Annotated in this window: 23 protein-coding genes; 12 read left to right on the forward strand and 11 right to left on the reverse strand. The window is 63.4% G+C overall.

Annotation, left to right across the window (positions count from 1 at the left end; genetic code table 11):
* Positions 1–26: 26 nt before the first annotated feature.
* Positions 27–539 carry a dihydrofolate reductase gene (locus AC788_RS16585; protein ID WP_049861672.1) on the forward strand — a complete coding sequence of 171 codons (513 nt, stop codon included), beginning with the start codon at positions 27–29 and terminating at the stop codon, positions 537–539.
* Positions 540–597: 58 nt separating this feature from the next.
* Here the strand turns inward: AC788_RS16585 and AC788_RS16590 are convergent, their stop codons facing one another.
* The 3 genes from AC788_RS16590 to AC788_RS16600 all read right to left on the reverse strand — a co-directional run bounded on the left by AC788_RS16590 (position 598) and on the right by AC788_RS16600 (position 5,641).
* Positions 598–1,989: an L-cystine transporter gene (locus AC788_RS16590; protein WP_049861673.1), complete on the reverse strand. Its 1,392-nt coding sequence runs from the start codon at positions 1,987–1,989 to the stop codon at positions 598–600.
* A 205-nt stretch (positions 1,990–2,194) separates the two neighbouring features.
* Complete coding sequence (ilvD, locus tag AC788_RS16595) at positions 2,195–4,036, reverse strand: dihydroxy-acid dehydratase (RefSeq protein ID WP_049861674.1); 1,842 nt, start codon at positions 4,034–4,036, stop codon at positions 2,195–2,197.
* A gap of 408 nt (positions 4,037–4,444) precedes the next feature.
* Complete coding sequence (locus AC788_RS16600) at positions 4,445–5,641, reverse strand: class I SAM-dependent rRNA methyltransferase (RefSeq protein WP_049861675.1); 1,197 nt, start codon at positions 5,639–5,641, stop codon at positions 4,445–4,447.
* Positions 5,642–5,828: 187 nt separating this feature from the next.
* Between AC788_RS16600 and mutM the strand changes: the two genes are divergently transcribed.
* Together mutM and AC788_RS16610 are read left to right on the forward strand one after the other, a co-directional pair.
* Positions 5,829–6,641: a bifunctional DNA-formamidopyrimidine glycosylase/DNA-(apurinic or apyrimidinic site) lyase gene (gene mutM / locus AC788_RS16605; RefSeq protein ID WP_049861676.1), complete on the forward strand. Its 813-nt coding sequence runs from the start codon at positions 5,829–5,831 to the stop codon at positions 6,639–6,641.
* A gap of 153 nt (positions 6,642–6,794) precedes the next feature.
* On the forward strand, positions 6,795–7,142 hold the full coding sequence (locus AC788_RS16610) for a hypothetical protein (protein ID WP_049861677.1): 348 nt from the start codon (positions 6,795–6,797) through the stop codon (positions 7,140–7,142).
* Between the two features lie 21 nt (positions 7,143–7,163).
* Here the strand turns inward: AC788_RS16610 and AC788_RS16615 are convergent, their stop codons facing one another.
* Together AC788_RS16615 and coaD are read right to left on the reverse strand one after the other, a co-directional pair.
* Entirely contained in the window at positions 7,164–7,415 is a 252-nt protein-coding gene (locus AC788_RS16615; RefSeq protein ID WP_049861678.1) for a YfhL family 4Fe-4S dicluster ferredoxin, read from the reverse strand.
* Positions 7,416–7,516: 101 nt separating this feature from the next.
* Complete coding sequence (gene coaD, locus AC788_RS16620) at positions 7,517–7,999, reverse strand: pantetheine-phosphate adenylyltransferase (protein WP_049861679.1); 483 nt, start codon at positions 7,997–7,999, stop codon at positions 7,517–7,519.
* 269 nt (positions 8,000–8,268) lie between these two features.
* On the opposite strand from coaD, the gene AC788_RS16625 reads away from it, so the two are divergent.
* A complete protein-coding gene (locus AC788_RS16625; RefSeq protein ID WP_049861680.1) occupies positions 8,269–9,123 on the forward strand; it encodes a sulfurtransferase in 855 nt (284 codons plus the stop codon).
* Here the strand turns inward: AC788_RS16625 and AC788_RS16630 are convergent.
* From AC788_RS16630 to AC788_RS16645, 4 genes are read right to left on the reverse strand one after another with little or no spacing between them, the layout of a single operon-like run.
* The gene (locus AC788_RS16630; RefSeq protein WP_049861681.1) at positions 9,086–10,120 is read right to left on the reverse strand and encodes a hydrolase; all 1,035 of its coding nucleotides are present in this window, start codon (positions 10,118–10,120) and stop codon (positions 9,086–9,088) included. The genes AC788_RS16625 and AC788_RS16630 overlap by 38 nt on opposite strands.
* Positions 10,121–10,141: 21 nt before the next feature.
* Positions 10,142–10,729 (reverse strand): 16S rRNA (guanine(966)-N(2))-methyltransferase RsmD, encoded by a 588-nt coding sequence (rsmD, locus tag AC788_RS16635; RefSeq protein ID WP_049861682.1) that lies wholly within the window; start codon positions 10,727–10,729, stop codon positions 10,142–10,144.
* A complete protein-coding gene (locus AC788_RS16640) occupies positions 10,729–12,204 on the reverse strand; it encodes a M16 family metallopeptidase (RefSeq protein WP_049861683.1) in 1,476 nt (491 codons plus the stop codon). Before AC788_RS16640 ends, rsmD begins: the two co-directional genes overlap by 1 nt.
* The gene (locus AC788_RS16645; protein WP_049861684.1) at positions 12,197–13,552 is read right to left on the reverse strand and encodes a M16 family metallopeptidase; all 1,356 of its coding nucleotides are present in this window, start codon (positions 13,550–13,552) and stop codon (positions 12,197–12,199) included. The genes AC788_RS16640 and AC788_RS16645 overlap by 8 nt, the downstream gene beginning before the upstream one ends.
* A 232-nt stretch (positions 13,553–13,784) precedes the next feature.
* On the opposite strand from AC788_RS16645, the gene ftsY reads away from it, so the two are divergent.
* The 4 genes from ftsY (at position 13,785) to rpoH (ending at position 17,964) form a co-directional block, all read left to right on the forward strand.
* Positions 13,785–15,248, forward strand: coding sequence for a signal recognition particle-docking protein FtsY (gene ftsY / locus AC788_RS16650; protein ID WP_049861685.1), 1,464 nt, complete (start codon positions 13,785–13,787; stop codon positions 15,246–15,248).
* Positions 15,245–15,916 (forward strand): cell division ATP-binding protein FtsE, encoded by a 672-nt coding sequence (ftsE, locus tag AC788_RS16655; RefSeq protein ID WP_043191541.1) that lies wholly within the window; start codon positions 15,245–15,247, stop codon positions 15,914–15,916. Before ftsY ends, ftsE begins: the two co-directional genes overlap by 4 nt.
* A complete protein-coding gene (gene ftsX / locus AC788_RS16660; protein ID WP_049861686.1) occupies positions 15,913–16,944 on the forward strand; it encodes a permease-like cell division protein FtsX in 1,032 nt (343 codons plus the stop codon). Before ftsE ends, ftsX begins: the two co-directional genes overlap by 4 nt.
* Positions 16,945–17,109: 165 nt before the next feature.
* Complete coding sequence (rpoH, locus tag AC788_RS16665; RefSeq protein WP_043191535.1) at positions 17,110–17,964, forward strand: RNA polymerase sigma factor RpoH; 855 nt, start codon at positions 17,110–17,112, stop codon at positions 17,962–17,964.
* Positions 17,965–18,043: 79 nt separating this feature from the next.
* On the opposite strand, the gene mtgA is transcribed toward rpoH, so the two are convergent.
* Entirely contained in the window at positions 18,044–18,799 is a 756-nt protein-coding gene (mtgA, locus tag AC788_RS16670; protein ID WP_049861687.1) for a monofunctional biosynthetic peptidoglycan transglycosylase, read from the reverse strand.
* Between the two features lie 46 nt (positions 18,800–18,845).
* Here mtgA and AC788_RS16675 point away from each other — a divergent pair, with 46 nt between their 5' ends.
* The 4 genes from AC788_RS16675 to trmB all read left to right on the forward strand — a co-directional run bounded on the left by AC788_RS16675 (position 18,846) and on the right by trmB (position 21,084).
* Complete coding sequence (locus tag AC788_RS16675; RefSeq protein ID WP_049861688.1) at positions 18,846–19,217, forward strand: DUF423 domain-containing protein; 372 nt, start codon at positions 18,846–18,848, stop codon at positions 19,215–19,217.
* A gap of 85 nt (positions 19,218–19,302) precedes the next feature.
* Positions 19,303–19,503: a sulfur carrier protein ThiS gene (thiS, locus tag AC788_RS16680; RefSeq protein WP_049861744.1), complete on the forward strand. Its 201-nt coding sequence runs from the start codon at positions 19,303–19,305 to the stop codon at positions 19,501–19,503.
* Between the two features lie 54 nt (positions 19,504–19,557).
* The gene (locus AC788_RS16685) at positions 19,558–20,352 is read left to right on the forward strand and encodes a thiazole synthase (protein ID WP_043191531.1); all 795 of its coding nucleotides are present in this window, start codon (positions 19,558–19,560) and stop codon (positions 20,350–20,352) included.
* Positions 20,353–20,361: 9 nt separating this feature from the next.
* Entirely contained in the window at positions 20,362–21,084 is a 723-nt protein-coding gene (gene trmB / locus AC788_RS16690) for a tRNA (guanosine(46)-N7)-methyltransferase TrmB (RefSeq protein ID WP_049861689.1), read from the forward strand.
* Between the two features lie 134 nt (positions 21,085–21,218).
* On the opposite strand, the gene AC788_RS16695 is transcribed toward trmB, so the two are convergent.
* Positions 21,219–21,542, reverse strand: a complete 324-nt coding sequence (locus AC788_RS16695; protein ID WP_043191527.1) for a DUF3392 domain-containing protein — start codon at positions 21,540–21,542, stop codon at positions 21,219–21,221.
* Position 21,543: the final 1 nt, after the last annotated feature.

A 21,543-nucleotide genomic window follows, 5' to 3' on the forward strand; every position in this document is an offset into this window, starting at 1 on the left:
AAGGAGGCTCTGCTATTCTGCCGGCCATGAAGACATCTCTCCCTTTAAGCCTGATCGCGGCACTCGCCGAGAACCGCGTGATCGGCATCGACAACAGCATGCCCTGGCACCTGCCGGGCGATTTCAAGTATTTCAAGGCCACCACCCTGGGCAAGCCGATCATCATGGGTCGCAAGACCTGGGATTCGCTGGGCCGACCACTGCCCGGCCGTCTGAACCTGGTGGTCAGCCGCCAGCCGGATCTCGACTTGCCGGGTGCGGAAGTGTTCGCTTCGCTGGACGCGGCCATCGAGCGGGCCGAAGCCTGGGCTCACGAACAGGGCGCGGACGAGGTAATGCTCATCGGTGGTGCTCAGCTGTACGAGCTGGGCCTTGCTCAGGCGGACCGCCTGTACTTGACGCGAGTCGCCTTGCAGCCGGAAGGGGACGCCTGGTTTCCCAAGTTCGACGAGAACCAGTGGCAAAAGGTGTCGAGCGTGGCGAACGAAGCGGTCGATGACAAACCGGCCTATGCGTTCGAGGTGTGGGAACGCAGGTGATCGGGTTGCCTGTTCGCGCTGCCTTTACCAGAAGGCACCCGCGAACAGGCAACACTGGTTAGGCCGAGGCCAGCTCCTTGTGCTCATCGGCCGCCAGCAGCGCCTTGTCGGTCTGACCCATCACCTGGCTGGTGATGGTGCCCGCCGCCATCGAACCGCTCACGTTCAGGGCGGTGCGGCCCATGTCGATCAACGGTTCGACTGAAATCAACAGCGCCACCAAGGTGACCGGCAAGCCCATGGCCGGCAGCACGATCAACGCTGCGAACGTCGCGCCGCCGCCGACCCCGGCCACACCGGCCGAACTCAGGGTGACGATGCCCACCAACGTGGCGATCCACAGCGGATCCAGTGGATTGATCCCAACCGTGGGCGCGACCATCACCGCCAGCATGGCCGGATAAAGACCGGCGCAACCGTTCTGGCCGATCGTCGCGCCGAACGATGCCGCGAAGCTGGCAATGGCCTGAGGCACGCCCAGACGCCGGGTCTGCGCTTCGATGCTCAGTGGAATGGTTGCCGCACTGGAGCGGCTGGTGAAGGCGAAGGTCAGCACCGGCCACACCTTGCGGAAAAACCGCAGCGGGTTGACCCCAGCCAGGCTCAGCAGCAGCCCGTGCACTGCGAACATCAGCGCCAGGCCGATGTACGACACCACCACGAAACTGCCCAGCTTGACGATGTCCTGCACGTTGGAGCTGGCCACCACCTTGGCCATCAGGGCCAGCACACCATAGGGCGTCAGCTTCATCACCAGGCGCACCAGGCGCATCACCCAGGCTTGCAGCACGTCGATCGCGCCGAGCACTTTCGTGCCCTTGTCCGCATCGTCCTTGAGCAGTTGCAGTGCCGCCATCCCGAGGAACGCAGCGAAGATCACCACGCTGATGATCGAGGTAGGCTTGGCTCGCGCCAGGTCGGCGAAAGGGTTCTGGGGAATGAACGACAGCAACAGTTGCGGCACGTTGAGGTCGGCGACCTTGCCCGCGTAATCGCTCTGGATCGTGGCCAGACGCGCAGCTTCCTGAGTCCCGGCCACCAGGCCTTCGGCGGTCAGGCCGAACAGGTTGGTCAGGCCGATGCCGATCAGCGCGGCGATGGCGGTGGTGAACAGCAGCGTGCCGATGGTCAGGAAGCTGATCTTGCCCAGCGAGGATGCGTTGTGCAGACGCGCCACGGCGCTGAGGATGGACGCGAAAATCAACGGCATGACGATCATCTGCAGCAACTGCACATAGCCGTTGCCGACCAGTTCCAGCCAGCCGATGGTGCTCTTGAGCACGGGGTGCCCGGCGCCGTAGACGGTGTGCAGGCCAATACCGAACAGCACGCCCAGACCCAGACCCAGCAGGACCTTCTTGGCCAGGCTCCAATCGGTGCGACGCGTTTGTGCCAAACCCAGCAGCAGCGCTGCGAAGATCAGCAGATTCAACAAGAGGGGCAGGTTCATGTCAGCTCCGGAAAATGAAGGACCGCACCTCTGCGGGCGCTGGTCAATCGCGGATGCTAACACCTTGAATCGAAAGCCGATTAATACCGGAATGGAAGATGCTTAGGTATTTTTGGAATAAGCGCCAGGCACATTTCCAAGGCCTGGAGTGGATCTCCACACTAGCGCTGTGAAGACCCACCCATAGCCATGAAACGGCGTGTGCTTACAGCCCGTCGAGCATCGCCTTGTTGCGCACGGCACCTTTGTCAGCGCTGGTGGCCAGTAGGGCGTAGGCCTTGAGCGCGGTGGTCACCTTGCGTGGACGCACCTCGACCGGCTTCCAGCCCTTCTTGTCCTGCTCGGCACGACGGGCTGCCAACTCGGCATCGTCCACCAGCAGGTTGATCGAGCGATTGGGGATGTCGATCAGCACCTTGTCGCCGTCCTGCACCAGACCGATGGCCCCACCGGCGGCTGCCTCAGGCGAAGCGTGACCGATGGACAGGCCCGAGGTACCGCCCGAGAAACGGCCGTCGGTCAGCAATGCGCAGGCTTTGCCCAGGCCCTTGGATTTCAGGTAGGAGGTGGGATACAGCATCTCCTGCATGCCCGGGCCACCCTTGGGGCCTTCGTAGCGAATGATCACGATGTCACCGGCCTTCACTTCGTCGGCAAGGATGCCGCGCACCGCGCTGTCCTGGCTTTCGAAGATCTTGGCATTGCCTTCGAACACATGGATCGACTCATCCACACCGGCGGTTTTCACCACGCAACCGTCCAGCGCGATGTTGCCGTAGAGCACGGCCAGGCCGCCTTCCTGAGAGTAGGCATGTTCGAAGCTGCGGATGCAGCCGTTCTCGCGGTCGTCGTCCAGCGTGTCCCAGCGTGTCGACTGGCTGAATGCGGTTTGTGTCGGAATGCCCGCCGGGCCCGCCTTGAAGAAGTGATGCACCGCTTCGTCGGTGGTCTGGGTGATGTCCCACTTGGCGATGGCTTCGGCCATGCTGCGGCTGTGCACGGTTGGCAGGTCGGTGTGCAGCAGGCCGCCACGGGCCAGCGAACCGAGGATGCTGAAGATGCCACCGGCACGGTGCACGTCTTCCATGTGGTATTTCTGGATGTTCGGCGCCACCTTGCACAGCTGCGGCACGCTGCGCGACAGACGATCGATGTCGCGCAGGTCGAAATCAATCTCGGCTTCCTGGGCTGCGGCCAGCAGGTGCAGGATGGTGTTGGTCGAACCGCCCATGGCGATGTCCAGCATCATGGCGTTTTCGAACGCCTTGAAGTTGGCGATGTTGCGCGGCAGCACCGATTCGTCGTTCTCGCCGTAGTAGCGTTTGCACAACTCGACGATGGTACGGCCGGCCTGCAGGAACAGCTGCTCGCGGTCGCTGTGGGTCGCCAGTGTGGAACCGTTGCCCGGCAGGGCCAGGCCCAGGGCTTCGGTCAGGCAGTTCATCGAGTTGGCGGTGAACATGCCCGAGCACGAACCGCAGGTAGGGCAGGCGCTGCGCTCGTACTCGGCGACCTTTTCATCCGAAGCGGTGGCGTCGGCGGCGATCACCATGGCGTCGACCAGGTCCAGGCCATGGCTGGCCAGTTTGGTCTTGCCGGCTTCCATCGGCCCGCCGGAAACGAAGATCACCGGCACGTTCAGGCGCAAGGCGGCCATCAGCATGCCCGGGGTGATCTTGTCGCAGTTGGAGATGCACACGATGGCGTCGGCGCAGTGAGCGTTGACCATGTACTCGACCGAGTCGGCGATGATCTCGCGGCTGGGCAGGGAATACAGCATCCCGTCGTGGCCCATGGCGATGCCGTCGTCCACCGCAATCGTGTTGAATTCCTTGGCCACGCCACCCGCGCGCTCGATCTCGCGTGCAACCAGCTGACCCAGGTCCTTGAGGTGCACATGGCCCGGTACGAACTGGGTGAACGAGTTGGCGATGGCGATGATCGGCTTCTTGAAATCGTCATCCTTCATGCCAGTGGCGCGCCACAGCGCGCGGGCACCGGCCATGTTGCGGCCGTGGGTGGATGTTTTCGAGCGATAGTCAGGCATGGAACGACTCCGGGCGGCTAATCGGGTTTCAGTGAGGGAGTGAGCTTTTCCTGGTCCGCGGCACGCTCGGTCGGTGTGTTGCCGTGCTTGCGGATGAGGCCGGTAACGCTGCGGGATCGCCACGCGTACGGCCGAGCTCATAAACCCGCCGGGGGATGATTGGCGAAGAGTAGGGCGATTCTACACCCATGGGGGAAGGATGGAACGTGGGGCAGGGCAAGTAATCGCCAGTAGGGCCTGACGCGGGCAGGCCCTCTTGATTATCCGTAGGAGCGGTCCGTGGCCGCGAACCAGGCGCCGCGGTGCATCAGCGAGTGCGCGTCGTCCTTTTCGCGGCCGATGACCGCTCCCACGGGCGACACAATTCCCTGTACCAGCGGCGCGAGCCGCGTTAAAAGCGCCGTTGCATCAGCTGTTGGGCAACAACCGGCACGTAATGCTCTTGATGTACCGCGTTTCCGGAATCGCTGGATGCACCGGATGGTCCGGGCCTTGGCCGCCGCGTTCCAGCAGTTGGATGTTGCGGTCCAGGTGGCGGGCGCTGGTCAGCAGGATGTTCTGCAGGTCGTCCTCGGGCAGGTGCATGGAGCACGAAGCGCTGACCAGGATGCCGTCCTTGCTGAGCAGGCGCATGGCTTGCTCGTTGAGGCGGCGGTAGGCGCCTTCGCCGTTCTTCAAGTCCTTCTTGCGCTTGATGAACGCAGGTGGGTCGGCGACGATCACGTCGAAGCGCTCTTCGGCGGCCTTGAGTTCTTTCAAGGCCTCGAACACGTCGCCTTCCACGCAGGTGACTTTCTCGGCGAAGCCATTGAGCGCGGCATTGCGCTCGACGCCATCGAGGGCGAAGCCCGAAGCGTCGACGCAGAACACTTCGCTGGCGCCGAATGCGCCGGCCTGCACGCCCCAACCGCCGATGTAGCTGAACAGGTCGAGCACGCGCTTGCCCTTGACGTACGGCGCCAGGCGCGCGCGGTTCATGCGGTGGTCGTAGAACCAGCCGGTCTTCTGGCCTTCCATCACGGGGGCTTCGAACTTCACGCCGTTCTCTTCCAAAGCGACCCACTCCGGGACCACGCCGAACGCGCTTTCCACGTAGCGCTCCAGGCCTTCGGCATCGCGGGCGGCGGAATCGTTCTTGAACAGAATACCGCTGGGCTTGATCACCTGGATCAGCGCGGCCATGACATCGGCCTTGTAGCGTTCCATGGTGGCCGAAGCGAGCTGCACCACCAGAATGTCGCCGAAGCGATCCACGACCAGGCCCGGCAGCAGGTCGGAATCACCGTACACCAGGCGATAGAACGGCTTGTCGAACAGCCGCTCGCGCAACGACAGGCAGACGTTTAGGCGATGCACCAGCAACGACTTGTCCAGGCTCAGCTTGACGTCGCGCGACAGCAGGCGGGCGCAGATCAGGTTGTTCGGGCTCAGTGCGACGATGCCCAGAGGCTTGCCGCCGGCCGCTTCGAGAATGGCCTGGTCGCCCGCCTGGAAACCGTTCAGCGGGGTCGCGGCCACGTCGATCTCGTTGCTGTAGACCCACAGGTGGCCGGCGCGCAGGCGGCGGTCGGCGTTGGCTTTGAGGCGAAGGCTGGGCAGGGACATGAAGTCGCTCCGGGTAAAAAAGAGCGGGAGTATACCCCTTTGGTCCCGGCCTCGAATGGAGGATTCGACAAATGACCCGCCGCGCACGGTGGGCGCTAGGGGCCGCAGCGGTTAGAATCCGCGCTGTCCGAGGCGTCGAGCCTGGGGCATGCTTGCCTATCGATCCGCGTTTCCAGTCAGGAGCCCCATGCCTGAATTACCCGAAGTAGAAACCACCCGTCGCGGCATCGCCCCGCACCTGGAAGGGCAGCGTGTGAGCCGCGTCATCGTGCGCGATCGACGCTTGCGCTGGCCGATTCCCGAAGACCTGGATGCGCGCCTGTCCGGGCAACGGATCGTGGCGGTCGAGCGGCGGGCCAAGTACCTGCTGATCAACGCCGAAGTGGGTACCTTGATCAGCCATTTGGGGATGTCGGGCAATCTGCGCCTGGTCGAAGCCGGCTTGCCGGCGCTCAAGCACGAGCACGTCGATATCGAGCTGGAGTCGGGCATGGCCTTGCGCTATACCGATCCTCGGCGCTTCGGCGCCATGCTCTGGAGCCAGGATCCGCTAAACCACGAACTGCTCCTGCGCCTGGGCCCCGAGCCGTTGACCGAGCTGTTCGACGGCGAAAGGCTGTTCCAGCTGTCGCGTGGGCGCAGCATGGCGGTCAAGCCGTTCATCATGGACAACGCCGTGGTCGTGGGTGTGGGCAATATCTACGCGACCGAAGCGCTGTTCGCCGCCGGTATCGATCCGCGCCGCGCGGCAGGGGGCATATCCCGTGCCCGCTACCTGCGCCTGGCGGTCGAGATCAAACGCATCCTGACCTATGCGATCGAGCGCGGCGGCACCACGTTGCGTGATTTCATCGGCGGGGATGGCCAGCCGGGCTACTTCCAGCAGGAGTTGTTCGTCTATGGTCGCGGTGGGCAGCTGTGCAAGGTCTGCGGTACCACCCTGCGCGAGGTCAAGCTGGGCCAACGTGCCAGCGTGTATTGCCCGCGTTGCCAGAAATGACGGTGCTGCACGGACGGTGTCGAGAGGGGCAGGGATAGCCAAGCCTTCGGCTCTTCAAGAAGCGGCTCGCCCCTGTCCTGCACAATCCCGAGCAACTGATATAGTTACCGCATCGCAAATCGCAGTCGCCCACGTGAGCAGAAGGATTGTGCCATGAACCTGTTTCGAACCCTGTCGCTGGCGCTGATCGTCAGTTTCGGCCTGCACGCCGTGCCGGCCATCGCTGCCGACTCGAGCATGAGCGCAAGCAGCGGTGACCCGACCTACCAGATCCAGAATCCTCCGGCCTACGCCATGATCGGCGACCTGCTGATCGCACGGCCGTTGCTGGTCGCCGCCACCATCGTGGGCGCAGGTCTTTTCGTGATCTCTTTACCGTTCACCGCAGCCGGTGGCAACGTCGGGGCCAGCGGCAAGGCCCTGGTGGTGGATCCAGGCAAGGCAGCGTTCGTGCGTTGTCTGGGCTGCACGCAGAGCGGCTATAACAACGCCGGCAATTAAGCCAGGCATTGGCATGGGAACTCAGTGCTTGCCAGTGATCTGGCGGTACTTAGCCATCAGCTGTTCCTGGGATTCAGGGTGCGCTTCGTCCAGTGGAATGCAATCCACCGGGCAGACCTGCTGACACTGTGGCTCGTCGTAGTGGCCTACGCACTGGGTACACAGGTTGGGATCGATCACGTAGATCTCCTCCCCCTGGGAAATGGCAGCGTTCGGGCACTCGGGTTCGCAGACGTCGCAATTGATGCAATCGTCGGTGATGATCAGGGACATGAAAACTCCGGCCCGAGACTGCGGCCCAGGCATGTGAAAACCAATGGCCGCAATTGTGCCGCATTAGCGCCCGCAGTGCACGCGGGCGCAACACCGGATGCCTACTTCTTGCTGAAGCGCTGGGTCAAGGCCTCAGCCACGGCCGGGTGAACGAACTTGGTGATGTCTCCGCCCAGCGCGGCGATTTCTCGCACCAGCGTCGAAGAAATGAAGGAATAGCGTTCCGAAGGCGTGAGGAACAGGCTTTCCACGTCCGGCGCCAATTGCCGGTTCATGTTGGCCAACTGGAACTCGTATTCGAAATCGGACACCGCTCGCAGGCCACGCAGCAGCACGTTGGCGTTCTGCTCCTTGGCGAAGTGCGCGAGCAGGGTCGAGAAACCGACGACTTCGACGTTCGGCAAGTGCCGTGTCACTTCGCGCGCCAACTCCACGCGTTGTTCGAGGGCGAACAACGGATTCTTCTTGGGGCTCGCGGCGACCGCGATGATCACGTGATCGAACAGGCGCGAAGCGCGTTCGACCAGATCACCGTGACCCTTGGTGATCGGGTCGAAGGTACCTGGGTACAACACTCGGTTCATCACGGCGTCCTGGCGGGAATCGGTTGGGGAGTGCGATGGTATCGCAGCCGGAGAGGTCGGCCAAGCCTGCATCGTGGGCGCAATGCAAGGGTGATCGCCTGTGGCACGCTGTCGCGGTACGCGCGCGTCCGCGGTAGGATGACGGGCAGGCCAGGTGTGCCGCGTGCGCCGACGTGCCTGCTGCTACAGTGAATCATGCCGCGATGGATGCTGTCTGAGCTGTTCCAGCGAAGGGCAAGTCCATCATTCATTCACCGCTGGAGTCCTTCATGCCCCTCGCGCAACTGATCAGCCCGCAAGCACTCGCCGAACACCTCGACTCCCCCGAATGGGTCCTGCTGGACTGCCGCTACAGCCTCGAAGACGCCGACTATGGCCAGCGCAGCTATGCCGAAGGCCATATCGCCGGTGCCCATTTCGCCGACCTGGGCCGCGACCTCAGTGCGCCGGTGATCAAGGGCGTGACCGGGCGTCATCCGTTGCCCGAACCTGCACACTTGCAGGAACGGTTGCAGCGCTGGGGCATCGATGCAGACAGCAAAGTCGTCGTCTATGACGACGGGCCCGGCGCCTATGCGGCGCGGGCGTGGTGGCTGCTGACCTGGCTGGGCAAGCGCGATGGCGTCTTTCTGCTCGATGGTGGGCTGGCCGCCTGGCACGCCGCCGGGCTGCCCTTGAGCCTGGATGCTGCGCCCACTGAGCCCGGCGATTTTGTCGGCACACCGGATGGCGCACGGGTGGTCGATGCGACCGATCTGCAGGCACGCCTGGAAGATCCACAGTTGACCTTGCTGGATGCACGCGCGTTGCCCAGATTTCTGGGCGAGGTGGAGCCCATCGATCCTGTCGCCGGGCATATCCCCGGTGCGCAGTGTGCGGCCTTCACCGAAAACCTGGGGCCCGATGGCCGCTTCCTGCCGCCAGCGCAATTGCGTGAGCGCTTCGCCGCCCAATTGCAGGGCCGGACCGCGGAACAGGCGGTGGCTTATTGCGGTTCCGGCGTCACCGCCTGCCACAACCTGTTCGCCATGGCCCTGGCCGGTTACCCGTTGGCGACACTGTATGCAGGCTCCTGGAGCGACTGGATCACCGATCCGCAGCGACCTGTGCAGAAGGGCTCATGAACTCGATCCACTGATTCAGCCATTGCGGTATGCGCCGCTCCAGGTAATAGCCGGGTTGGCGCAGGCTGCCCTCGACGAAACCGACATGTCCGCCCCGTGCATGCAGTTCGAATTCTATGCAGGGCGACATCTCTTCGGCGGTCGGCAGGCTGTGGGTGAACACGAATGGATCGTCCTGCGCCTGGATGATCAACGTGGGTTTTGCAATGCCACCCAGGTAGTACCGACTCGAAGAGCGTCGATAGTAGTCGTGCGCGTCCTTGAAACCGTGCAGCGGCGCCGTGACCTGGCCATCGAAGTCCCAGAAGGTCTTGATGCCCTGCAGTGACCCAAGCGCCTCCAGCGCCGCCAGCCCTTCGTGATGGCCTTCCTGCTGGAAGCGACTGCGCTTGTCGGTCAGGTAGGCGAGCATGGCGCGCATGAAATGGGCCTGGTACACCTTGGAGAAACCTTGGGTCATGCGGTCGGCGCACTGATCCAGGCGAAACGGCACAGAGACCGCCACGGCCGCCTGCAACGGGCTGTTCAGCCCGCTTTCGCCCAGGTGCTTGAGCAGAATGTTGCCGCCCAATGAGTAGCCCACGGCGAACAGCGGCGCCTGGGGTCTCTGTGCGCCCAGGTGATCGAGTACGTGCTGGAGGTCTTCGCTGGCGCCCGAATGGTAGCTTTGCGCGAGCAGGTTGGGCTCGCCGGAGCAGCCGCGCCAGTTGACCGCCACGCTTGCACACCCGTACTCGCCCAATTGCCTTTGCAGGCCGGCGACGTAGGGCGAGTTGGATGATCCGGTCAGCCCGTGCAGTACCACCACCAACGGGGCGTGGGGTGTGTGGGGGCCGTGCCAGTCGAGGTCGACGAAATCACCGTCCGCCAGCCACAGACGCTCGCGCTCGCGCGGCAACGCCGGTTGCTTGCGCCACAAGGGGCCCCACAACGTCTGCAGGTGTGGGTTGCCCAGCCCGAGGGCTGGGCGAAAGCGAGGATGCGCTGCGTTCAACATGAATGCCCTGACAAGCCGGTGTCAGCCACGCTGCCACAGGGAGTAGTAGACCTGCCCGGCTTTCTTCTCGCGGTGCAAGCGCCAGGTAGCCGGCATCTGCAAGGCCGAAGGCGGTGTCTCGCTCTCGGTGTAGATCCAGGCGCGCTCTGCCAGCCAGCCTTTTTCTTCCAGCAGCGTGCAGGTCGCCGGCAGCAGGTTCTGGTGGAAGGGTGGGTCGAGGAATACCAGATCGAATGCGCTCGGAGTCTGGGTTTCCAGGTACTTCAACGCATCGCTTTGCAGCAACTGGCCCGTGGCGCAACCGAGCAGGTCCAGATTGTGCCGAAGGCTGGAAATGGCGGTGGCATTGGCATCCAGCGCCAATGCCATGCTGGCGCCACGGGACAGCGCTTCGAGGTACAGGGCACCACTGCCGGTGAAGGCATCCAGCACCTTGGCACCTTCGATGTGCGCTGCCAGCCAGTTGAACAGCGTTTCGCGCACCCGATCAGGCGTTGGGCGCAGGCCGGGTGCTTCCGGGAAGCCCAGCTTGCGGCTGCGCCACTGGCCACCGATGATGCGCAGGTGACCTTGGCCACCATGGGGTTGCTTGGGTTTGACGCTGGCCATCAATGCTCCGGTACGCCGAGCGGTTGCTCGGAGGGTTTGTCCGTGGGGGCCGGCAAGGGTTGCTGCGCAACCTTGGGGCCAGCCGTGACGATCACCAGTTTATCGGCATCCAGGTGTTTGTTCATCGCGGTTTTCACCTGCTCCACGGTCAGCGCCTGTGACTGCTGCAGGAAGTCTTCCATCCAGGTCAGCGGCATGTCATAGAACCCGGTGGCACCTAGCTGCGCAACGATGCTCGCATTGCTGGCATTGGACAGCGGGAAGCTGCCGGCCTGTTCACGCTTGGCGTTGTCCAGTTCTTCCTGAGTAGGGCCGGTCTTGAGGTAGTCGCGCAGGATGTCCTGCACCAGCTTCAGGGTGCCATCGCCGAGTTCGGCGCGGGTCTGCAAGTTGATCATGAACGGTCCACGGACCTGCATCGGGGTGAAAGCCGAGTAGACGCCGTAGGTCAGGCCGCGTTTCTCCCGGACTTCGCTCATCAGCCGCGTACCGAACGCGCCACCCCCAAGGATCTGGTTGCCCATGGACAGCGCGGCGAAATCCGGATCCTTGCGATCGATGCCCAGCTGCGCAATGAACATCTGCGTCTGCTTGGACGGAAAGTCGATGTGGGTCACGCCAGCCGCGGGCACGGCTGGCTGTGCCGGCTTGGCCAGGGCAGGGCCCTTGGGCAGGGCGCTGGAGACTTGTGCGGCGATCTGCTCGGCTTCGTTTCGCGACAGGTCGCCGACGATGGCGATGACCGCATTGCCGGCAGCATAGGCACGCTTATGGAAGGCACGCATCTGTTCGATGCTCAGGCCGGGCAGGCTCTTGGCGTCGCCTTCGCTGGGGTGTGCATACGGGTGGCTGCCATACAGGCGTGTGAACAGCTCGTTGCTGGCCAGCTTGGCGGGGTTCTGCTTCTGGAACTCGAAGCCGGCGAGCAGTTGGTTCTTGATGCGAGCCAGCGCATCGGCCGGAAAGGTCGGCTTGCCGACGACTTCGGCGAACAGCTTGAGGGCCGGGGTGCGCTTGTCGGTGTCGCTGAGGCTGCGCAACGAGGCCACGGCCATGTCGCGATAGGCACCGTTGGAGAAGTCCGCGCCCAGGCCCTCGAAGCCTTGGGCGATGGCGCTGACGTCCTTGCCGGCCACGCCTTCGTTGAGCATGGCGTTGGTCAGCAGAGCGATGCCAGGGTGGTTCTGATCCTGACTGCTACCGGCGGCGAAAGTCAGGCGCAGATCGAACATCGGCAATTCGTGAGCTTCGACGAACAAGACCTTGGCGCCTTCGGCGGTTGTCCAGTTCTGGATGTCCAGGCGGCGATGGCTGGGGGCGGTGTTGCCCAACTCGCTCACCGATTGCAGGCCGCGCGCGGGTTGGCTGGCGCTGGCAGTGTCTGCGGCCTGGGCTCCGAAAGTCACGAGCCAGCCGGCCAGCACCAGAAGGGTCGAGCCAGCCAGGAGGCGACGGGGGGTGATGGGCTCACTCATGAGCGGCTTCCTCGGGCAGAACGTGGGCGATGCTCAGGCGATCGCGGGTGAAATAGGTACGGGCGGCGCTCTGGATGTCCTGCGGCGTCACGCTCTTGAGATCTTCGAGTTCGCTGTCCATCAGCTTCCACGACAGCCCCACGGTTTCCAGCATGCCGATGGTGGTGGCCTGGCTGCTGATGGAGTCGCGGCTGTAGACCAGATCGGCGATGACCTGGGCCCGCACGCGCTCGAGCTCCTCGGCCGAGGGCGGCGTGGTCTTGAGCTCATCGAGCAGCTTCCAGATGCCTTTCTCGACATCGGCCAGGGTCTTTTTCTTCTGCGCGTTGGCGGTTGCGGAAATGAAGAACAGGCTGTCGCCGCGGGTGAAAGGGTCGTACTGGGCGCCGCCGCTGGAAATCAGCTCCTGGCCGCGCTCCAGGCGTGTCGCCATGCGTGCACTGTAGCCACCGTCGAGCAATGCCGAGATCAACCGCAAGGCCTGGACATCACGCGGCTTGTCGGCAGTGGCCAGGGCCGGAACGTTGAAACCGTACATCAGGCTCGGCAGTTGGGTGCGCACATGCAATGTGGCAAGGCGCTGGCCAGGGGTGGCCAGTTCCAGCGGGATCTTCGCCGGTGGCGTGGCACGGCTGGCGATGTTGCCGAAGAAACGTTGAGCCAGCGCCTTCACCTCGTCAGGCTGGACGTCGCCCACCACCACCAGAGTGGCGTTGTTGGGCACGTACCAGGCCTGGTACCAGTGGCGCAGCTCTTCGACCTTCATGCGATCGAGGTCAGCCATCCAGCCGATGGTGGGCGTGTGGTAGCCACTGGCCGGGAAGGCCATGGCCTTGAACATCTCGTAGGCCTTGGCGCTGGGCTTGTCGTCGGTGCGCAGGCGGCGTTCTTCCTTGATGACTTCGATTTCACGCGCGAATTCTTCGGCGGGCAGGCTCAGGCTGGCCATGCGGTCGGCTTCGAGGTCGAACGCCACGGCCAGGCGGTCCTTGGCCAGCACTTCGTAATAGGCGGTGTAGTCGTCGCTGGTGAAGGCGTTTTCCTCGGCGCCGAGGTCGCGCAGGATGCGCGAGCCTTCACCGGGGCCCAGTTTTTCGGTGCCCTTGAACATCATGTGTTCGAGCGCGTGGGACAGGCCGGTCTGGCCCGGCGTTTCGTAGCTGGAACCGACCTTGTACCAGATCTGGGACACCACCACCGGGGCGCGGTGGTCCTCGCGCACGATGACCTTGAGGCCGTTGTCCAGGGTGAATTCGTGCGTGGGCTGTGTATCGGCGGCAAAAGCTGCCAAGGGCAGGCTGAGCGTGCAGAGCAGCAGGCCTGCAGCGCGGCGGGCGAGGACATTCATGGGATTCAGAACCTTGAGAGCTACCCGCTTGGCCTTAGCGTCTACGGGCGAGGAGGTGCTAGGATACTGATCCGGTTCGCTGGGGGCCATGCCTGGTTGGCATGAACCTGCCCGGGCAACTCGACAAAATGTTGCGCGTGAACGAGCCGGCGTAAAAGCAGTCTGTGTTGCGTCTTCGAATTTTTTCCGACAAGCCGCCTGGCGTGTCGCTACCTTGAGATAGCCGTCTTCCATGTTTGGTTCCAACGACGACAAAAAGACCCCGGCCCCGGCCGGTGAAAAGAAAGGCCTGTTCGGATGGCTGCGCAAGAAGCCGCAGACACCTGTCGCCGAACCGCCACCGACCCCCGAGGCCCAGGAGCTGCGGACCGAAGCCGAGACGGCTGCGCAAGCCGCCGTGGCGCTCGCCCCGGAGCCGGTGCTGCCGCCCAAGACCGAAGCCGAACCTGAGCCCGTACCGACGCCAACCGAGCAGCCCGTTGCGCACGGGTTGGTGCTGCCGGTGCCCGAGGAACCGGTGGCGCTGGTCGAGGACGATGCGCCGCAGACACCGCCGGCCATCGCCCCACGGCCGGAAGTGTCGGCCCCAGCCGCGGCAGAGCCGGTTGCCGCTCCTGTTCCGCCACTTGCTCCTGCAGCGCCCAGCGCACCAGCCCCGGCACCTGCTCCAGCTCCGGCTCCAGCGCCTGTGGCAACCATCGTGCCGCCCGTTATCGAAGCATCGCCCCCTGCCGTCGTTGCCTCGCAACCTGCAGGGCAGGCCAGGACCGGCTTCTTCGCGCGTCTCAAGCAGGGCTTGGCCAAGACCAGCGCCAGCCTCGGCGAAGGCATGGCCAGCCTGTTTCTGGGCAGCAAGATCATCGATGACGATCTGCTCGAAGAACTGGAAACCCGCCTGCTGACCGCCGACGTCGGTGTCGAAGCCACCTCGGTGATCATCCAGAGCCTGACCCGCAAGGTCGCGCGCAAGGAGCTCACCGATGCCGCCGCTTTGTACAAGGCGCTGCAAGGTGAGCTGACGGCACTGTTGCGTCCGGTCGAGCAACCGCTGGTGATCAAGGCCGAGCACCAGCCGTTCGTGATTCTGGTAGTGGGCGTCAACGGCGCCGGCAAGACCACCACCATCGGCAAGCTGGCCAAGAAGCTGCAGCTCGAAGGCAAGAAAGTCATGCTGGCGGCGGGCGACACGTTCCGTGCCGCGGCTGTGGAGCAACTGCAGGTGTGGGGCGAGCGCAACAAGATCCCGGTCATCGCCCAGCACACCGGCGCCGATTCCGCTTCGGTCATCTTCGACGCCGTGCAGGCTGCCAAGTCGCGCGGCATCGACGTGTTGATCGCCGACACTGCCGGCCGTCTGCATACCAAAGACAACCTGATGGAAGAGCTGAAAAAGGTCCGCCGCGTGATGGGCAAGCTCGACGAGCAGGCGCCGCACGAAGTGCTGCTGGTGCTCGATGCCGGCACCGGGCAGAACGCGATCAACCAGGCCAAGCAGTTCAACCAGACGGTGGCCCTGACCGGCCTGGCCCTGACCAAGCTCGACGGTACCGCCAAGGGTGGGGTGATCTTCGCCCTGGCCAAGCAGTTCGGTTTGCCCATCCGCTACATCGGCGTGGGGGAAGGTATCGACGACCTGCGCACCTTCGAGGCAGAACCCTTCGTCCAGGCATTGTTCGCCGAGCGGGAGCCTTCATGATTCGATTCGAACAGGTTGCCAAGCGCTACCCCAATGGCCATGTCGGTCTGCATGAACTGAGCTTTCGGGTCCGGCGTGGCGAATTCCTGTTCGTTACCGGTCATTCCGGCGCGGGCAAAAGTACCCTGCTGCGTCTGTTGCTCGCGATGGAGCGACCCACCAGCGGCAAGCTGCTGCTGGCCGGCCAGGACCTGGGGCAGATCACCAACGCGCAGATTCCGTTCCTGCGTCGGCAGATCGGCGTGGTGTTTCAGAATCACCAGTTATTGTTCGATCGCACGGTGTTCAACAACATCGCCCTGCCGCTGCAGATCCTTGGCCTGAGCAAGCCGGAAATCGCCAAGAAGGTCGATTCGGCGCTGGAGCGTGTGGCGCTGGCGGACAAGGCCGAGCTGTACCCCGGCGACTTGTCCACGGGCCAGCAACAGCGTGTGGGCATTGCCCGCGCCATCGTCCATCAGCCAGCCTTGCTGCTCGCCGATGAACCTACCGGCAACCTCGATCCGCGTCTGGCGGCCGAGATCATGGGGGTCTTCGAAGACATCAACCGGCTTGGCACCAGCGTCTTGATTGCCAGCCACGATCTGGCGCTGATCGCGCGCATGCGTCATCGCATGCTGACTTTGCAGCGTGGGCGTCTGATCGGTGACGGAGAGGCAGGACAATGAGTGCGACACGCAGTCCCAAGGTCGCGGACCGGGTAGCGCCCAAGGGAGGCGAGCCCCAACCGCAGAAGCCGAAGAAACGTCGCAATGACGACGATGACGGGCCGGATTTCAGCAGCCTGCTGCGCGCCTGGATCGAAAGCCATCGGGCCAGTTGGACCGACAGCCTGCGCCGTCTGGGCAAGCAGCCGATCGGCAGTTTCTTTACCTGCCTGGTCATGGCGGTGGCCCTGAGTTTGCCCATGGGGCTGTCCCTGCTGCTCAAGAACGTCGAGCGTCTGGGCGGTTCCTGGCAGCGTGCGGCGCAGATTTCGCTGTACCTGGACCTCGACGCCGGCGAGCGGGAAGGCCAGGCGTTGGTGACCCAGATCAAGGGGCTGTCGGGCGTGGCCCAGGCCGAGTTCGTCAGCCGCGAGCAGGCGCTGAGTGAGTTCCAGCAGCAGTCCGGGCTGGGCGAGGCGCTCAAGGAGCTGCCTGAAAACCCGCTGCCCGGCGTGGTGGTAGTGACGCCTCTGGAGATCGACAAGGCTGCGTTGGAGAGCCTGCGCCAGCAGCTCGCCGAGTTGCCGAAGGTGCAGCAGGCGCAGCTTGATCTGGTATGGGTAGAGCGGCTCGCAGCCATTCTGAAGCTGGGTGATCGATTCGTCTTCGGTCTGACCCTGCTGCTGGTTTCAGCGTTGTTGCTGGTGATCGGCAACACCATTCGTCTGCATATCGAGAACCGCCGCATCGAAATCGAGGTCATCAAATTGGTAGGCGGCACGGACAGCTATGTGCGTCGGCCGTTTCTGTACATGGGTGCGCTGTACGGCTTCGGTGCAGGCATTTTCGCCTGGGGCATCCTGGCCTTCGGCCTGGATTGGCTCAACGATGCGGTCACTGGATTGTCCGGCTTGTACGGCAGTGACTTCGCCCTGGGCGGTGTACCTGTGGCGGACGGATTGTCGCTCTTGCTAGGCGCGGTATTGTTAGGGTATATCGGTGCATGGATTGCGGTCTGGCGGCACCTGCGCGAACTGGCGCCGCGTTAGCCCGCAGTATCTGTGCAGTACCTATGTAGGCTCTTTGAGTGTGTAGTTGAGTTAACTTTATTGTCATGGACCGTTAAAGCGTCATAGGGAACTTGTCAACTGGTTCCCGGTCTATTTTTCGCAGTGCCTACGGGCACGAGTCATGTGAGTCGGAGGTTTTTTCGTATGACCACTTCTTTGCAACCTGCTTATGCGCTGGTCCCGGGTGCGAACCTGGAAGCCTATGTGCATACGGTGAACAGCATTCCCTTGCTGACGCCCGAGCAGGAGCGTGAACTGGCCGAGAGTCTCTACTATGAGCAGGATCTTGGAGCGGCTCGGCAGATGGTGCTCGCTCACCTGCGTTTCGTCGTGCATATCGCACGCAGCTATTCGGGCTACGGCCTGGCTCAAGCCGACCTTATCCAGGAAGGCAACGTCGGCCTGATGAAGGCCGTGAAGCGTTTCAACCCTGAAATGGGTGTGCGCCTGGTGTCGTTCGCCGTGCACTGGATCAAGGCTGAAATCCACGAGTTCATCCTGCGCAACTGGCGTATCGTCAAAGTGGCGACCACCAAGGCCCAGCGCAAGCTGTTCTTCAACCTGCGCAGCCAGAAGAAGCGTCTGGCCTGGCTGAACAACGAAGAAGTCCACCGTGTGGCCGAAAGCCTGGGCGTGGAGCCGCGTGAAGTACGCGAAATGGAAAGCCGTCTGACCGGCCATGACATGGCCTTCGATCCGGCTGCCGAAGCCGACGACGACAGCGCGTTCCAATCGCCAGCCAACTACCTGGAAGATCATCGCTACGATCCGGCGCGTCAGCTCGAAGACGCCGACTGGAGCGACAACTCCAATACCAACCTGCACGAAGCTCTGCAGGTGCTGGACGATCGCAGCCGCGACATTCTCTACCAGCGCTGGCTTGCCGAGGAAAAGGCGACGCTGCACGAGTTGGCCGAGAAGTACAACGTGTCGGCCGAGCGTATTCGTCAGTTGGAAAAAAGCGCGATGAACAAGCTGAAGGTCTCTATCGCTGCCTGATGTGAGCCGTTGACGCGCTGCATGCAAAAGCCCCGACTGGTTCGGGGCTTTTTGTTGTCTGGCAGGGCGTGATCGCGGCCTAATCGGCCCAGGGTGCGGGGCGTGGCTGGTCAAGGCGCAGGAGGTAGTCATGGCCGCCCAATTGACCCATCTGCTGACGAATCCAGCCAGCGCGACGGCTCACGTAGGGGCTGGGCCGACTGGCGCTCCAGTTGCGCGGATTGGGCAGTACGGCGGCGAGCAGGCTGGCTTGCTGCTGGGACAACCGCGCCGCGTCAACGCCGAAATGATGGCGCGCCGCTGCTTGCGCGCCGAACACACCGTCGTCCCATTCGGCGCTGTTGAGGTAGACCTCGAGGATGCGCTGCTTGGACCAGAAGATTTCGATCAATCCGGTGAACCAGGCTTCCAGGCCCTTGCGCAGCCAACTGCGCCCCGACCAGAGGAATACGTTCTTCGCCACTTGCTGGCTCAGGGTGCTGGCACCGCGCAATGAACCGCCTTCCTCGTTATGGGCGAAGGCTGCGCGGATGGCGGCGATATCGAACCCCCAGTGCTCGGCAAAGCGTTGATCTTCACCGGCGATGACCGCCACCTTCAGATCGTCGGAAATATTCGCCCAGGATTGCCAGTCTCGCTGCAGATCGATTGGCTGACCGTCGGCCCAGGACTCGATCTTGCGTTCGACCATGAGCATGGTGCCCGGCGGCGGGATGAAGCGAAAGATCACCACCAGAGCCACACTTGCGGCGACAAACCAGAGCAGTGCCTTGCACAGACGACGGAAAAGGGATTGCAGCATGAAGGGCTTGGCCTGGCCGGGTGAGGGGGCCATTATACAGACCCTGCGATGCAACACGGCTTTATGAGGACAAACCTGGATGCTGCGTACGTTCATGATGCTGGCCGCGTTCTTCGGCTTCACCGGTGTGGCGCTCGGCGCGTTTGCCGCACACGGGTTGAAGAACCGGCTGAGCGCCGATTACCTGGCCATTTTCCAGACTGGCGTCAGCTACCAACTTATCCACACCCTGGCATTGTTCGGCGTCGCGCTGCTCAGCGTCCATGTGCCAGGGCGTCTGGTAGGGTGGGCAGGCGCGCTGTTCTGTCTGGGCATCGTCCTGTTCTCGGGCAGCCTCTACCTGTTGACCCTGACCGGCTTCAGCAAGCTGGGTATCGTCACCCCGTTCGGCGGTCTGGCCCTGCTGGCCGGGTGGCTGTGCCTGGGCCTGATGGCCTGGCGCCTGGGTTGATCGCGCGCGTGGTCGGCTTGGCCTTGGGAATCCTCGGCGATCGGGCTAGAATAACGACCCCCAAAAAATGATGGCTGCCGACCGCATGCGCATTCAATTGAACGGCGACCCTTTCGAACTCCCCGACGGCGAAACCGTTGCCGGGCTGCTTGCCCGCCTCGAACTGGTCGGGCGTCGCGTCGCCGTCGAGCTGAACCAGGACATCGTCCCGCGCAGCCAGCACGGTGACACCGTACTGGGCGAAGGTGACCAGATCGAGGTGGTTCACGCCATCGGCGGCGGCTGATCGAGTCGCCAGCACCTTCCACGTCCGTATCTTTACCTCAGCAGAGGAATTCCGATGAGCAATGCTCGCATTGACAAGCCATTCACCCTGGCCGGTCGCACCTTCGAGTCGCGCCTTCTGGTCGGCACCGGCAAGTACCGCGACCTGGAGCAGACCCGCCTGGCCATCGAGGCTTCGGGTGCCGAGATCGTCACGGTTGCCGTGCGCCGCACCAATATCGGCCAGAACCCTGGCGAGCCGAACCTGCTCGACGTGCTGCCGCCGGATCGCTACACCATTCTGCCCAACACCGCTGGCTGCTATGACGCCGTGGAAGCGGTGCGCACCTGCCGCCTGGCCCGCGAGCTGCTCGACGGTCACAACCTGGTCAAGCTGGAAGTCCTGGCCGACCAGAAGACGCTGTTCCCCAATGTGATCGAAACCCTCAAGGCCGCCGAAGTGCTGGTCAAGGACGGTTTCGATGTGATGGTCTACACCAGCGACGATCCGATCATTGCCCGCCAACTGGCCGAGATCGGCTGCATCGCGGTCATGCCGCTGGCTGGCCTGATCGGCACGGGCCTGGGCATCTGCAATCCATACAACCTGCAGATCATTCTGGAAGAAGCCAAGGTGCCCGTGCTGGTGGATGCCGGCGTGGGTACTGCGTCCGATGCCACCATTGCCATGGAACTGGGCTGTGAGGCCGTGCTGATGAACTCGGCCATCGCCCACGCGCAGGATCCGATCATGATGGGCGCAGCCATGAAGCACGCCATCATTGCCGGGCGCATGGCCTATCTGGCCGGTCGCATGCCGAAAAAACTCTATGCCAGCGCCTCTTCGCCGCTGGATGGTCTGATCAAGTAAGAGCCCCCGATGACTGACTCGCAAGAAACGCCAACGGCCGACGAAGGCGAACCGCGCCAGCACCGTGCTATCAAGAGCTTCGTGATGCGCGCTGGGCGCATGACCGAAGGCCAGCAACGCGGCCTTGACCAAGGCAAGCCGTTGTTCGTGCTGCCGCTGACCGACGCACCGACGGACTTCGACCAGGTGTTCGGTCGCAGTGCCCCGCGCACCCTGGAAATCGGTTTCGGCATGGGCCATTCGCTGCTGGAGATGGCAGCGGCCTCGCCGGAACTGGATTTCATCGGCGTGGAGGTGCACCGTCCCGGCGTTGGCGCACTGCTCAACGGCGTGCTGACTCAAGGTCTGAAAAACCTGCGGGTCTACGACTGCGATGCCATCGAAGTGCTCAAGCAGTGTGTGGCCGACAACAGCCTGGATCGCCTGCTGCTGTTCTTCCCGGATCCTTGGCACAAGGCGCGCCATCACAAGCGGCGCATCGTCCAGCCGGCGTTCGCCGAGCTGGTCCGCAGCAAGCTCAAGGTGGGGGGTGTGCTGCACATGGCGACCGATTGGGAGCCCTATGCCGAGTACATGCTGGAAGTCATGAACGTGGCGCCCGGTTACCGCAACCAGGCGGCCGACGGTGGCTGCGTACCGCGTCCGGCCGAGCGGCCGGTCACCAAGTTCGAACGCCGCGGCGAGCGGCTCGGGCATGGGGTTTGGGATTTGAAGTTCGAGAGGGTTGACTGAGGGTTATGTAGTGGTCTGGCGGGCCTCTTCGCGGGCAGAGCCCGCTCCCACAGGGGCTTGCACAAAACCCACCTTGTGGGAGCGGGGCGGGCGGCGAGCCCTCTGCCCGCGAAGAGGCCCGCATGGCTCACGCATCACTTGCGATCAGCGACAATCCCTAGCAGCACAAGCACCACCAACAGCACCGGCGCCAGGCTGTAGTTGTTGAACTGGCTCAACCCCTTCAGCACCCAGGGCGTGGCATAGATCAATGCCGCGCCACTGCCGATCACGCACATCAGGGCAATCAGTGGTACTCGCAGCGCGCCCGAAAGCGAGCCCAGACGGCCCTCGGCCCACGCCTTCACATCGGCGCCAAACAACACCAGCACGCAGCCTACCAAGGCCAGGGAAATCTCCGAAAGGTTGCCTCGGCCCCATCGTGACACGGTGGCGAGCAGATCGAGTACGAAATCCATC

The sequence above is a fragment of the Pseudomonas sp. RIT-PI-a genome, from assembly GCF_001187875.1.
Classification (GTDB): Bacteria; Pseudomonadota; Gammaproteobacteria; order Pseudomonadales; family Pseudomonadaceae; genus Aquipseudomonas; species Aquipseudomonas coleopterorum.

What these genes read in the sequence shown, in the direction of transcription:
- AC788_RS16585 (WP_049861672.1), top strand. Translation starts at nt 27, where the DNA reads ATGAAGACATCTCTCCCTTTAAGCCTGATCGCGGCACTCGCCGAGAAC.
- AC788_RS16590 (WP_049861673.1), bottom strand. Translation starts at nt 1,989, where the DNA reads ATGAACCTGCCCCTCTTGTTGAATCTGCTGATCTTCGCAGCGCTGCTG.
- ilvD (WP_049861674.1), bottom strand. Translation starts at nt 4,036, where the DNA reads ATGCCTGACTATCGCTCGAAAACATCCACCCACGGCCGCAACATGGCC.
- AC788_RS16600 (WP_049861675.1), bottom strand. Translation starts at nt 5,641, where the DNA reads ATGTCCCTGCCCAGCCTTCGCCTCAAAGCCAACGCCGACCGCCGCCTG.
- mutM (WP_049861676.1), top strand. Translation starts at nt 5,829, where the DNA reads ATGCCTGAATTACCCGAAGTAGAAACCACCCGTCGCGGCATCGCCCCG.
- AC788_RS16610 (WP_049861677.1), top strand. Translation starts at nt 6,795, where the DNA reads ATGAACCTGTTTCGAACCCTGTCGCTGGCGCTGATCGTCAGTTTCGGC.
- AC788_RS16615 (WP_049861678.1), bottom strand. Translation starts at nt 7,415, where the DNA reads ATGTCCCTGATCATCACCGACGATTGCATCAATTGCGACGTCTGCGAA.
- coaD (WP_049861679.1), bottom strand. Translation starts at nt 7,999, where the DNA reads ATGAACCGAGTGTTGTACCCAGGTACCTTCGACCCGATCACCAAGGGT.
- AC788_RS16625 (WP_049861680.1), top strand. Translation starts at nt 8,269, where the DNA reads ATGCCCCTCGCGCAACTGATCAGCCCGCAAGCACTCGCCGAACACCTC.
- AC788_RS16630 (WP_049861681.1), bottom strand. Translation starts at nt 10,120, where the DNA reads ATGTTGAACGCAGCGCATCCTCGCTTTCGCCCAGCCCTCGGGCTGGGC.
- rsmD (WP_049861682.1), bottom strand. Translation starts at nt 10,729, where the DNA reads ATGGCCAGCGTCAAACCCAAGCAACCCCATGGTGGCCAAGGTCACCTG.
- AC788_RS16640 (WP_049861683.1), bottom strand. Translation starts at nt 12,204, where the DNA reads ATGAGTGAGCCCATCACCCCCCGTCGCCTCCTGGCTGGCTCGACCCTT.
- AC788_RS16645 (WP_049861684.1), bottom strand. Translation starts at nt 13,552, where the DNA reads ATGAATGTCCTCGCCCGCCGCGCTGCAGGCCTGCTGCTCTGCACGCTC.
- ftsY (WP_049861685.1), top strand. Translation starts at nt 13,785, where the DNA reads ATGTTTGGTTCCAACGACGACAAAAAGACCCCGGCCCCGGCCGGTGAA.
- ftsE (WP_043191541.1), top strand. Translation starts at nt 15,245, where the DNA reads ATGATTCGATTCGAACAGGTTGCCAAGCGCTACCCCAATGGCCATGTC.
- ftsX (WP_049861686.1), top strand. Translation starts at nt 15,913, where the DNA reads ATGAGTGCGACACGCAGTCCCAAGGTCGCGGACCGGGTAGCGCCCAAG.
- rpoH (WP_043191535.1), top strand. Translation starts at nt 17,110, where the DNA reads ATGACCACTTCTTTGCAACCTGCTTATGCGCTGGTCCCGGGTGCGAAC.
- mtgA (WP_049861687.1), bottom strand. Translation starts at nt 18,799, where the DNA reads ATGGCCCCCTCACCCGGCCAGGCCAAGCCCTTCATGCTGCAATCCCTT.
- AC788_RS16675 (WP_049861688.1), top strand. Translation starts at nt 18,846, where the DNA reads ATGCTGCGTACGTTCATGATGCTGGCCGCGTTCTTCGGCTTCACCGGT.
- thiS (WP_049861744.1), top strand. Translation starts at nt 19,303, where the DNA reads ATGCGCATTCAATTGAACGGCGACCCTTTCGAACTCCCCGACGGCGAA.
- AC788_RS16685 (WP_043191531.1), top strand. Translation starts at nt 19,558, where the DNA reads ATGAGCAATGCTCGCATTGACAAGCCATTCACCCTGGCCGGTCGCACC.
- trmB (WP_049861689.1), top strand. Translation starts at nt 20,362, where the DNA reads ATGACTGACTCGCAAGAAACGCCAACGGCCGACGAAGGCGAACCGCGC.
- AC788_RS16695 (WP_043191527.1), bottom strand. Translation starts at nt 21,542, where the DNA reads ATGGATTTCGTACTCGATCTGCTCGCCACCGTGTCACGATGGGGCCGA.